General features: G+C 71.0%; 11 protein-coding genes. 8 read left to right on the forward strand and 3 right to left on the reverse strand.

Translation table 11 applies throughout. The features are described from left to right. The first annotated feature begins 424 nt into the window (after window positions 1–424). Entirely contained in the window at window positions 425–1090 is a 666-nt protein-coding gene (locus tag B7L92_RS33645; protein WP_081241050.1) for a maleylpyruvate isomerase family mycothiol-dependent enzyme, read from the forward strand. 251 nt (window positions 1091–1341) lie between these two features. Here B7L92_RS33645 and B7L92_RS33650 read toward each other — a convergent pair whose 3' ends face one another. Continuing rightward, entirely contained in the window at window positions 1342–2079 is a 738-nt protein-coding gene (locus tag B7L92_RS33650; RefSeq protein WP_081241051.1) for a hypothetical protein, read from the reverse strand. Window positions 2080–2337: 258 nt separating this feature from the next. On the opposite strand from B7L92_RS33650, the gene B7L92_RS43750 reads away from it, so the two are divergent. After that, the gene (locus tag B7L92_RS43750) at window positions 2338–2727 is read left to right on the forward strand and encodes a transposase (protein ID WP_218030492.1); all 390 of its coding nucleotides are present in this window, start codon (window positions 2338–2340) and stop codon (window positions 2725–2727) included. Here B7L92_RS43750 and B7L92_RS33660 read toward each other — a convergent pair. Further along, on the reverse strand, window positions 2704–2910 hold the full coding sequence (locus B7L92_RS33660; protein ID WP_159461083.1) for a TetR/AcrR family transcriptional regulator C-terminal domain-containing protein: 207 nt from the start codon (window positions 2908–2910) through the stop codon (window positions 2704–2706). The two genes, B7L92_RS43750 and B7L92_RS33660, sit on opposite strands and share 24 nt — an antisense overlap. Before the next feature lie 971 nt (window positions 2911–3881). Here B7L92_RS33660 and B7L92_RS33665 point away from each other — a divergent pair. Together B7L92_RS33665 and B7L92_RS33670 are read left to right on the forward strand one after the other, a co-directional pair. After that, window positions 3882–4334, forward strand: coding sequence for a MarR family transcriptional regulator (locus B7L92_RS33665; RefSeq protein ID WP_081241052.1), 453 nt, complete (start codon window positions 3882–3884; stop codon window positions 4332–4334). Beyond that, window positions 4331–4642, forward strand: coding sequence for a cyclic nucleotide-binding domain-containing protein (locus tag B7L92_RS33670; RefSeq protein ID WP_081241053.1), 312 nt, complete (start codon window positions 4331–4333; stop codon window positions 4640–4642). The genes B7L92_RS33665 and B7L92_RS33670 overlap by 4 nt, the downstream gene beginning before the upstream one ends. A 159-nt stretch (window positions 4643–4801) precedes the next feature. Here B7L92_RS33670 and B7L92_RS33675 read toward each other — a convergent pair whose 3' ends face one another. Next, window positions 4802–6736, reverse strand: a complete 1935-nt coding sequence (locus tag B7L92_RS33675) for an acyl-CoA dehydrogenase family protein (RefSeq protein WP_081241054.1) — start codon at window positions 6734–6736, stop codon at window positions 4802–4804. Between the two features lie 276 nt (window positions 6737–7012). Here B7L92_RS33675 and B7L92_RS33680 point away from each other — a divergent pair, with 276 nt between their 5' ends. From B7L92_RS33680 to B7L92_RS33695, 4 genes are all read left to right on the forward strand, one after another. Then, entirely contained in the window at window positions 7013–7696 is a 684-nt protein-coding gene (locus B7L92_RS33680; protein ID WP_081241055.1) for a ScbR family autoregulator-binding transcription factor, read from the forward strand. A 114-nt stretch (window positions 7697–7810) separates the two neighbouring features. Beyond that, the gene (locus B7L92_RS33685; RefSeq protein WP_081241056.1) at window positions 7811–9043 is read left to right on the forward strand and encodes a cytochrome P450 family protein; all 1233 of its coding nucleotides are present in this window, start codon (window positions 7811–7813) and stop codon (window positions 9041–9043) included. A 475-nt stretch (window positions 9044–9518) separates the two neighbouring features. Then, window positions 9519–10139, forward strand: a complete 621-nt coding sequence (locus tag B7L92_RS33690) for a ScbR family autoregulator-binding transcription factor (RefSeq protein WP_081241057.1) — start codon at window positions 9519–9521, stop codon at window positions 10137–10139. Window positions 10140–10226: 87 nt separating this feature from the next. Further along, a complete protein-coding gene (locus B7L92_RS33695; protein WP_081241058.1) occupies window positions 10227–10430 on the forward strand; it encodes an acyl-CoA carboxylase epsilon subunit in 204 nt (67 codons plus the stop codon). The last annotated feature ends 92 nt before the right edge of the window (window positions 10431–10522 follow it).

The following is a 10522-nucleotide window of genomic DNA, read 5'->3' on the forward strand; positions in this document are numbered from 1 at the left end:
GCAGCCGCCGGTGTGGCGCGGTGGGCAACGAACCCTCCGACCGAGGTACGGCGAGTGAGTAGCCGAGCGTAGGTCCGCAACGCTCGTCTGCCGCATCTGCGACCCGTTCCGTCACACGTTGAACATCCGGCGCGTATAGGCGGATTGAGGAAGAGCGAAGAAGGAGGCAACCGCCTGGTACCAGTAGCGACTGGTACCAGTAGCGAGCGGCCGACGTTTGCGAGGGACCCGAACCGGAACCGCTACTACCGCTCACCACGGCTCCGTTGTTCCCCGAGATCGGCTCTTCGCTGCCCACCCTCCTCACACAGGGGCGATGACTTTGCTCCGGAGCAAGAGTCTCCTTCGGGAACGCCCCTGCCGGACGTACCCTGTTCGGGCCGGGGCACCACAGATCACGATCCTCGGCAGGAGTCCAGCCCCTATGACTGATCCGGCACTGACAGCGGACCGCAATCGCGGGACCGGGGTCTGGCCCTTGATCCGTACCGAGCGAGCGGCGTTGGCGGCCGATCTCGCGGATCTGACGGACGAGCAGTGGGAAACGCCCTCGCTCTGCACCGATTTGACGGTGCGTGAGGTGCTGGCGCACCTGACCGCGGGCGCGAGCCTCAACGCCGTGAGCTGGCTGGCGGGTGTGATCCGCTGCCGGTTCGACTTCGACAAGCAAGTGGCCATGCGGCTGGCCGAGCAGCTCGGCGCGGCCCCGGGGGAGACCCTTGAACGTTTCCGGCGCGTCGTCCCGAGCACGACCAAGCCTCCCTTGCCCGCCATCGCCATGCTGGGCGAGACGATCGTGCACGGGGAGGACATCCGGCGCCCGCTGGGGATCCGCCGCGACTATCCGATCGGGGCCCTCACGGAGACGGCCGAGTACTACCAGGGCTCAGACCTCGTGGTCGTCGCCAAGGGACGCATCGGTGGTCTGAGACTTGTGGCGGACGACGGCCCGTTCACGACCGGTTCCGGGCCCCTCGTGTCCGGCCCCACCGTGGCCCTGATGATGGCCATGACCGGACGCGCGACCTACTGCGACGACCTCGAAGGCGACGGTGTAGAACTCCTTCGCAGTCGCTGCGGGACAACGTGACAGCGTGACACGGTGCCGTGGCATCCAGCCCGGCTCCGGACCGGTCGCCTTCCGGCCGTGCGAGGCGTTCTCACCCCTGAGCGACAAGTGGTGCCGGCTCCCATCGGCAGAACCGAACGATCTCGTGCAGCCCGTCCTGTCCTGGGGCTACGTCGGCAATTCGCCCCTCTGCCCTCGGGTGCCGGAAGAGCCCTGAAGCCAGGGCCTCCCTGCGGCCGTGGACCACGGCCGCAGGGAGGCCCTCTGTCTCCTCATTGCGGCCGCACGAGGTCCAGGTCCTCGCCCCATGCATCCAGTACCTCGCCGTGCCCGGCCTCCCGGGCCGCCGCCTCGACAAGGGCGAAGAGGTCCCGCTGCAGGGATACGTCGCCCGTTGCCGAGATGCGGTCCACGGCACGGAGCAACACGTCGGTGTCCCAGCCCGGAAGCGGATGCCGGTCGAGCTCCCACTTCAGGTACTTGTTGTAGGGGCGGGGACGGCGGTCGAGAGCGAAGAGCAGCTCGAGCAGGTACCGGATGCTGTCGGCGGCGTCCAGGCGAGCGGCGAGGGCCTGGCCGTCCCGGTGGTTCTTGACGGAGCGGTAGAGCGAGTTGGTGTAGGCGTCGAGCCGGCCACTGGCGTCCTGGAATGCCTCATCGGCACCCAGGCGGGCCTTGTCGGCGAGGATCCGGGCGATGCCTCCGTCGAGCCGGTCGAGCACGACCTGGGCGCGGGCGAGGGCGTAGCGTTCAAAACCGGGCATCCCGGCCGCACGGAACTCGGTGAGAGAGACGATGACGAGGTCCAGCTCGGCGGCGCGGTGACCCGCGAACCGGGTGAGGTCGGTCGTGACGTCATCGGCGAGGACCACGTACACATCGTGGTCGGAGTGCCGGGTGGTCATGCCGTCGTGGGCTCGGGACCCTTTGAGGACGAGGCCGACGACGGCCGGGTCGGCGGCGGCGAGTTCGACGAGCGCGTCGTAGGTGAGAGGCTGCTGAGCAGTCATGGTGGGGATCTCCGCTGAGGCGATGACAGGTATGCCTGCTGGGGCGGCCCCTCGTTGGAGAGGCGCCCCGCACCGTCTGCGGCTGCACGGGGCCGCCGCCCGGGAGATCAACGCACGTTCGGACTCTACCTCTGGCCGAACCGTGGGGCAGGGCAGTCGGGGGAGACGGCAATATGCCGGCCCTCTTGGTCGCACAGTCCGAGCGGGTGCGGCTCGACTGGGCTCCCGCTCCCAGCGCGGCCGTCGTGGACAGTCGGAGTGTCCGGGCCGGCGAACGTGGCGGTCCGTCTGCACGGTTACGACGGCGGCAAGAAGGTCAGCGGTGTCAAGCGGCACCTGCTCGTCGACACCCGCGGCACCGTCCTCGTCACCTGCGTGAGCCCGGCCGGTGTGGGTGACCGCGATGGTGCCGTGGTGCTGAAGGAAGTCCCCCTCACCGGCGAGTGGTTGGTGCGTCCCGAGCAGCGCGCGCACCCGCGTGCCCGGCTGACCGGCGCCCGGTTCGTGGAGGCGGTCGGGGCGGTGTTCGGGCCGCCGGGTGGGAGCCCGCCGACCCGGGTTGTGTTCCGCCGGTTCGGCGTCGCGGTCCCGGCACGGTCTCGGTGTCGTCGTGCGCGGGTGGCCTCAGCGTCGTTCGTATCCCCGTAGGCAGGCACGCACCCCGGAGGCGATCGGTTCGTCCCGCTCCTCCTCCGGCATGGGCAGGGTCCCCCGATAGGCGCGGTCACTGATCACGCCGCCGGTCAACCGCAGGAAGTGGACCGCGGCACGCTCCGGGTCCGGGACGGCGAGCTTGGCGGTGTCGGAGCGATCGGCCAGGGCCGAGGCCACAACTGCTGCCGTTGGGACCCCCGCGGACGGAGAACTCATCGGAGCGCCAGGGACCAGGGTGCGCAGCAACGGAGGCACCTGCGAGACGGACGCCGTGAAGGACAGGGGCTCCAACGCTCGGGAGAATCACGGAAGCAGGGGAAGGAGTCTCCTCGCGGGTGCCGGGCCGCCCCGTCCGTCCCCCGGACCGGTGGGCGTCCTCCGGCGGTCACCCCCTCCCCGGCGGGGCCGTCGCGCGTACTCCTCCTTCCTCGCCCCGATGCCGTCCGGGGTGCCCCCGTGGGCCGGGCAGCGTGGTACCAGGGGCCTTCGCCGGCCCCTGGACCCCGCTGGCCCCGTCACTTCCCGGCGCGCACCCGTTTCGTCGGTGCCGGGGTCCGTGCGCGCCGGGAAGCAACGGGGTCGTGCGGGCCGGCCGTCCTCGCCCGTCGCGGTGGGGCGCGGGACGGGCGAAGATCGCCTCCGGCGGGCCGGAAGGGTCGACTTCATGAAAGACCCACCGGAGCAAGGAGCGTGACGAACCGTTACCGAGTTCCACGGTCGCCCCGGGCGCCCGGACGGCGCGCTGCTGGACTACGTAAGAGAGCGCTTCCGCCATAAACCCTGTGACCTGCGGAGATGGCCGATCGGACCACGACCGTACGATCTGGGTCCCAGATCGTACGGTCGTGGAGCACGATCGACGGATCCGAGTGCCCGGTTCCTCACGTCTTGGCACTGCGGTCACAGGAACCGCCACCACGTCCCAGGAAACCGAGTGCCACTGTTCTGGAACAGCACCAGATTGACGTGAGGTACATGAGGAAGGGGGGTGGGACTTCGGCCGCCGGGCCCCGGCTCATGAACGGAAGAACAAGGGACACGGACGACAGGCCGAGCAGATTGACTCCCTGCACATGTGCGTTAGGTTCATGTGGTCGACTGGAGAGCCGTGGGCAACGCGCTGCGCATCGATACTTACGGGGGACCCCTTGGGAGCAGCACGCAGACTGGTGGATGCCGACACGGGTGAGGCCGTCCCCTATGTGCCGTACGCCTTCTCCGGGCGGCACACCCAGGTGGACAAGGCACGCGTCGAAGCGATCACCGTGAGCAAGGCGTTCACACCCAGCCAGAAGTTCCTCGTCCTGTGGTGGATAGGTGTCTCACCGGAGGGCATGGAGCCGCTGCGGGCCACCGGAGCGGACATCGCCCAACGCGTGGGCATGTCCGCCGACGCCGTCGGTAAGATCAACAGGAAGCTGGCCAAGCACCGCATCCTGATCGTCAGAGGGCGCATCGGCAACTACAACTTCTACCGCATCAGCCCGTACATCTCCTTCCACGGGACGGGGGCCGAGCAGCGTGAAGCGGTGAAGACCTGCAACCCGCCGGACATCCCGGGATTCGACGACAACACCCCTGCGCGGTGGGAGGTTCAATGATCAGCGACGACAAGCACAGGAACCTGGACCTGCTGCAACGCACGGCGGGCATGACCGCCAACCAGCGCCTGGTGGTCATGCTGTACGCCCTGCACCCCACCGACCGGGCCGGGGCGGTCCTCGAGACCGCGGCCAACCTCGCGGAGCTGGTCGGGATGTCCCCGTCGGTGTTCTCGAGGACCCGTCGGCAGGTCGTCGAGGCCGGGTGGCTGGAGGAGTCCGACCGCCTCGCCCACATCAAGTACTACCGGCTCAGTCCCAAGGCCACCGGCGAGAACGTCGTCGTCGCGCTGCGGCGCGCGACCTGAGGCGTCCCGCCGAACGCACCTCATGTACTTCACGTCAATGAGGTCGGGTTCCTGGGACGCCCTTCCTTCCCGGACGGTCAATGAGGTGCTCGCGGGCGGGGCGGGCGCGGGGGCCGCGTCCCGTGCCCGGCGGTCCCGCCCCCGGGCACGGGACGGGAGTCAGCGTCCGGCGCCGGCCGTGTAGTCGGCGAGCGGGACGCAGCCGCCGGTGGCGATGGGGATCGCGTCGAGGAACTCGGCGGGCAGGTCGAAGGCCTCGACGAGCGTCATCAGGTGCGGGGCGAGGCGGGCGACGACCGCCTCCCGCACCTCGGGCAGCCGGCGGACCTGCGCGTCGGACAGGTGTCCGTCGGCCAGCAGGTCGCCGGTGTACGGGACGATCCTCTGCAGCAGGAACAGCAGGCACATCTGCTCGAGGAGTTCCCGGGTCCGGGGGCCGGCCGCCTGCGCCGCCGCGGCCAGGAAGGCGTCGGCGGCCTGGAGCACGGCGTGGACCGAGACCATCTCCAGGGCGGCCGGGCAGGCGGTGTTCCAGCGGCCCACCGGGTCCTTGGACGGCCCCCGGCGCAGGGCGGCGCGGGCGCGTTCCTGCCAGACGGCCTCCACCCGGGCGAGCAGGTCGCGCACGCTGCGCGGGTCGGTCAGCGAGGAAGCGCGCGGGGCACCGGGCGCCGCGTCGGCGCCGTCGTGGCCGAAGACCATCTCGGCGGCGGCCTTCACCCAGATGACGAGGTTGTCCCCCTCGGCGGTGATGGTGCCCTCGACGTACTCGGGGAAGTCGGACAGCGCGTTCACCGAGAACAGCCCCTGGGCGCCGCACCGCTCGCGGCACTCGAGGGTGATGTCGCGGGCCTGCCAGGTGATCCATCCCTTGGCGACGGCCACCAGGCGCTCCGTGTCGGCCCTGTCCTCGTCGGTGTGGCCGAGGAAGCGGGAGAGCACCCGACGGTGCAGGAACGTCATGGCGTACACCGTGGCGAGCGAGTGCAGCAGCCTGCCGTGGTGGCTGCGGTGGGCGTTCACCGGTACGCGCTCGCCGGACCTCGGCCCGCTGACCAGGCGGTGGTGACCGTAGCGCACCGCGAGGGCGACGGCGGCCCGGGAGGCGCCGACGGCGGCCGCGCTCATGCACAGCTTGCCCACGGTGACCCGGCCGATCGACCGCAGGAACCGTTTGCGGCGGTTGCCCAGGGTGCTGTGCAGCGTTCCGTCGGCGGACAGCCGGCCGTGCTCCGCCTCCAGCAGGGCCTCGCGTCCCAGGCGCACCCGGTCGAACGAGGTGAGGCAGTGGTCCACCGGGGCGCCCCTGCGCAGGGGCAGTCGGCGCACCCGCACGCCCGGCAGCAGCCCCCGCTCGTCGCTCAGCGGGGTCAGGAACAGGAAGACGCCCTGGTCCTGGCCCTCGATCAGGAGCCGGGCGGCCACCACGGCGCTCTTGGGGCCGCCGGTGGTGCTGGTGTTGGGCATGAACTTCTGCGCGCCCGGGTGCGGTGTGTGCAGGACGAAGCCGCCCGTGCGCGGGTCGAAGGCGGCCGTGGTCTCCAGCGCCGAGGCGTCGTTGCCGTGCTGGAGTTCGGTGCAGAGGAAGGTGCCCGTGCGGCGCAGCGACACGAAGTCGGACAGGTCGCGCCGCTCGCCTCCCTCGTGGTCCAGCAGGCTGCCGAGGAAGAGGTTGTAGTGGATGCTCGCCACCGTGCACAGGCTTCCGCCGCCGTCCACGACGGCCGCCCACTCGTGCAGGCTCGCCAGCAGCGCCGGATCCCGTGCCAGCCCCTCCGCGTCCCCGTTCACGGCGCCGTTGACCAGGCGCAGCCGCTCGTAGGGGAGGGCGGTGAGGTCCTCGGGGGACAGGCCCGGGCGGTGGCGGAACGTTTCGTCGCAGATGAGCTTCCGCCAGGGGCCGTGCAGGCGCGCCCGGGCGTCACGGTCGAAGAGCAGATGTGCCAACTCGTCGGCGACCGTGCCGTGCGGGGTGCGGACCCGGCCACGGGTGAGGTCTTCGATCACCGGTGCGGGATCGCCGGACGGCCGCCCGCCGGGGTCGGCGGTGAGGGTGAGCAGTGCGGGGAACTCCTGGGTTCGCAGCAGGGTCATGGCCCTCTCCAGATCGCAGTCCGAAAGAGTGGGATGCGCCGGGCCAGAAGATACGTACCTACCGGTTTTCTTATCAAGCCCCGTCGGCGAAAACTGCGCGGTGTTTGATGACCTTTCGTCAGCATTTGGCTCACCCCTCGGGGGAAAGTGGCAGGGGTCTTGTCCACTTGGAGGGCATCGATTCCGCTTAATGCGCGGGCATCGGGGGAGCGTTGACATACCGCCGGGCTGGTTTTACGGTTCAGCTGCGGTGATCCCGGGGTGCGGAGGTGTTCGGTGGTACTGCAGGAACGGGCGATCAGGACCCGGCAGGCCATCATGGCCGCAGCCGCGGAGGTCTTCGCCGAGGTCGGCTACGAGGCGGCGACGATCGTCGAGATCCTGCGCCGGGCCGGCGTCACCAAGGGGGCCCTGTACTTCCACTTCTCCTCCAAGGAGGAACTGGCCCAGGCGGTGCTGGCCAACCAGCTCACCGGCATGCCGCCGACCCCACCGCGCGAACTGAAGCTCCAGCAGGGACTGGACGAGGCGTTCCTCCTCGCCCACCTGCTGCAGCAGGGCGATCCCCTGGTACAGGGCAGCGTCCGCCTCACCGTGGAGCAGGGAGCACCGCGGGACGGACTGGACCGGCGCGTGCCGATGGCGGCGTGGATCGAGCACAACGCCGCCACGCTCTCGGCGGCCAGGGACAACGGCGAGCTGCTGCCCCAGGTCGACGTCGACGCGGCCGCGAAGATGTTCGTCGGCGCGTTCACCGGAGTGCAGGTGCTGTCCAAGGTGATGACCGACCATGCCGATCTGGCGGATCGAGTGGTCGATCTGCAGCGTCACCTGATGACGAGCGTCGCGGTCCCGGCGGTGCTCGTGCGACTGGACATGACACCGGACCGGGGGGAACGCGTCCACCAGGAGATGAAGGAACTGAGCCGGGCAGCGGAGGCGGCCGGGACCGCGGGCTGACCGGTGGGCGCCCCGGCGTCCCGCGCGGGCGCCGGAGGTGGTGGGAAGCCGGGACCTTCCCCATGGGCACGTCGCAATCGAAGGTGACGCAGGACCTACCCATGGAGCGCACTCATGAACAAGACCGCCTGCCCCTACGCCCTGGACGTGACGGGTCGTGACCTCGCCGGGGAGGCCGCGATGCTGCGGGAGAAGGGGCCCGCGAGCGAGGTGGAACTGCCCGGGGGAGTGACCGCCTGGGCCGTCGTGCGGCAGCGTGACGTCGAACGGCTGCTGACCGACCCGAGAGTCTCCAAGGACGCCCGTCTGCACTGGCCGGCGTTCATCGAAGGGAAGATCACCGAGGACTGGCCGCTGTACCCGTGGGTGGCCAACCGCAACATGCTCTTCTCCTACGGGGAGAGCCACGCCCGACTGCGCCGGCTGGTGGCGGGCGCGTTCACCGCACGCCGCTCCAGGGCCCTGCGGCCCCGGGTGGAGGAGATCTGCGCGGACCTGCTCGGCACCCTGGCCGACCTGCCGCCCGGCGCCACCACCGACCTGCGGACGTCGTTCGCCGAAGTGCTGCCGATGCGGGTCATCTGCGAACTGTTCGGCGTTCCGCAGGGCGAGCGGACCGACGCCCTGTGCGCCGCGCTGCACAAGATGTTCAGCACCACGCTGCCCGCGCGGGACATCGCGACGGCGCGTCAGGAAGCCCTGGGGATGCTGGCCGCGCTCGTGGAGGCGAAGCGCCGGCGGCCCGGCGACGACCTGACCTCCTCGCTGATCGAGGCACGGGACCAGGAGGACCGGCTCACCGAGGAGGAACTGCTCGGCACCCTGTTCCTCGTCATCGCCGGCGGCCAGGACACCACGGCCACCCTCATCACCAACGCCGCGGGCGCCCTGCTGTGCCACCCCGACCAGCTCCGGCACGTCCGCGAGGGGCGTGCCACCTGGGACGACGTCGTGGCGGAGACCATGCGGGCGCACACGCCGGGGGCGTACTCCCCGATGCGGTTCGCCGTGGAGGACATCGACCTCGACGGGGTGACGATCAGGAAGGGGGACCCCATCCTCGTCTCCTTCGCCGCCGGGGGCCTCGACCCCGCGCGCTACGGCGAGGACGCGGACCGCTTCGACGTGCTGCGCACCGACCGCGACACCCTGGGTTTCGGACACGGGCCGCACCGGTGCATGGGGGCGGAGCTGGCCCAGGTGGAGGCCGGCACCGCCCTCTCGGCCCTCTTCGAGCGGTTCCCCGACCTCCGGCTGGCCTGTGCCCCGGAGGAACTCGAGCCCCTGCCGACCTTCCTGATGAACGGACACCGCGCGCTTCCGGTGGTGCTGCGCCCCGGGGTCTGAGCCGTACGGCGGCATTCCCGCCCGTCGCCGGACTCCACCGTCCTACCATGGACGGTGGAGTCCGGCGTTCCGCATGGTGGGCCGCGTCCTCCGGTGGTTCCCGGACTCGGGGATCGAGCGCCGCTGGAGCCCGGCTCGAACCGGCGGGCCGGGGGAGGCCTGCGGAGAGGTTATTGGCAGGGGCATGACAAACCACGTGGACGGTTTGTTAAGATCGCCGGATGCCGGGGCCGGGGCGCGGCGATCCGTTCCCCGGCGGCGCGCCCGTCCGCCTGCGCCCGCGACCTGATGGGCCGGTCAGAGGGGTGACAGGAGGAGGGATGGGCGGTAAGGCAATGGATGACGGTAGGGGACGGTCCTCGCCGATGGTATGAAAAATACCCGGCGTGCGGTTTTGTGCGGACTGAGGATGTCCGTACCCGGGGAGGCGTACGAAGCGGCTCCGTTTCTGCGCAGGGTCCCGACGGAGGGCGTGATGGTCAAACAGGAGCGGGCGGCACAGACACGGCAGGCGCTCATCCGCGCGGCCGCCGAGGCGTTCGCCGACGACGGATACGCACTGGCTTCCCTGCCCGCCATCAGCAGACGGGCCGGTGTCAGCGCGGGAGCCCTGCACTTCCACTTCGCCAGCAAGGACACACTGGCCGGGGAGGTCGAGAGGGCGGCCGTGGCGCACGCCGAGGAACTGGCCCGGCACTGCCGCTCGACGGCCCGGAACTCCCTGCACCTGCTGACGACCGTGATGTGCCGCCTGCTGCTCGCCACCGCCTCCGACCCCGTGGTGCGGGCCGGGTTCCGGCTCAGCGGCGACCCCTCCCGCAAGAAGGACGCACAACTCCGGGGCTGGTGGCACTCCTGGGTTCGCGAGCAGATCGCGCAGGCGCACCGGGACGGCGAACTGGCGCAGGACGTCTCGCCCCGGGCCGCCACCGTCGCCGTCGTCGCGGCCACGGTCGGCCTCGAGGAGCTGGCCGACTGCGAGGGCGACTGGCTGACCCCCGAGCGCCTGGAGGAGTTCTGGTCCTTCCTGCTGCCCCGGCTGGCGGCCTCGCCGCCCTCCGCCTCCCCGCACACCACGGGCGCCGGCCCCGGGTGACCCGGGGCCGCCCCGCCCGCGAGCGGTGCTGAAGCGGGACTCGAGCGGCATGCCCGACGGTGTGGGGGACACACCGAGGGAGGCGCAATGGGCGACGGCGACCGCGAACAGCCCTGCCTGCGGGTCGAGCGCGGGCGGGCGGACGAGGCGGAACTGGCCGCGCTCGCCCTCGTGCTGCTCGTGGCGAGGGCCGGAACGCCGGACCGGACGCCCGCGGCCGGACGGACGGTCGGCCGGCCCCGGTGGTGGCACGGACTGAAGCCCTACACCGCGCCGTCCAGTTGGCGCTGACCGGTCGGCCCGGCAGGCAGGAAGGACCCGAGGAGATGCCGAGGACGACGGCCCCCGCCCCGCACGCCGCCCCGGGCGAACCGGCCGATGCG

The sequence above is a fragment of the Streptomyces viridosporus genome (genome assembly GCF_002078235.1).
Classification (GTDB): Bacteria; Actinomycetota; Actinomycetes; order Streptomycetales; family Streptomycetaceae; genus Streptomyces; species Streptomyces viridosporus.

Bases quoted from the DNA above. Each gene is read 5' to 3' on its own strand.
- B7L92_RS33650 (WP_081241051.1), bottom strand. From the start codon at position 2,079: ATGACTGCTCAGCAGCCTCTCACCTACGACGCGCTCGTCGAACTCGCC.
- B7L92_RS33670 (WP_081241053.1), top strand. From the start codon at position 4,331: ATGATCAGCGACGACAAGCACAGGAACCTGGACCTGCTGCAACGCACG.
- B7L92_RS33645 (WP_081241050.1), top strand. From the start codon at position 425: ATGACTGATCCGGCACTGACAGCGGACCGCAATCGCGGGACCGGGGTC.
- B7L92_RS33675 (WP_081241054.1), bottom strand. From the start codon at position 6,736: ATGACCCTGCTGCGAACCCAGGAGTTCCCCGCACTGCTCACCCTCACC.
- B7L92_RS33690 (WP_081241057.1), top strand. From the start codon at position 9,519: ATGGTCAAACAGGAGCGGGCGGCACAGACACGGCAGGCGCTCATCCGC.
- B7L92_RS33685 (WP_081241056.1), top strand. From the start codon at position 7,811: ATGAACAAGACCGCCTGCCCCTACGCCCTGGACGTGACGGGTCGTGAC.
- B7L92_RS33695 (WP_081241058.1), top strand. From the start codon at position 10,227: ATGGGCGACGGCGACCGCGAACAGCCCTGCCTGCGGGTCGAGCGCGGG.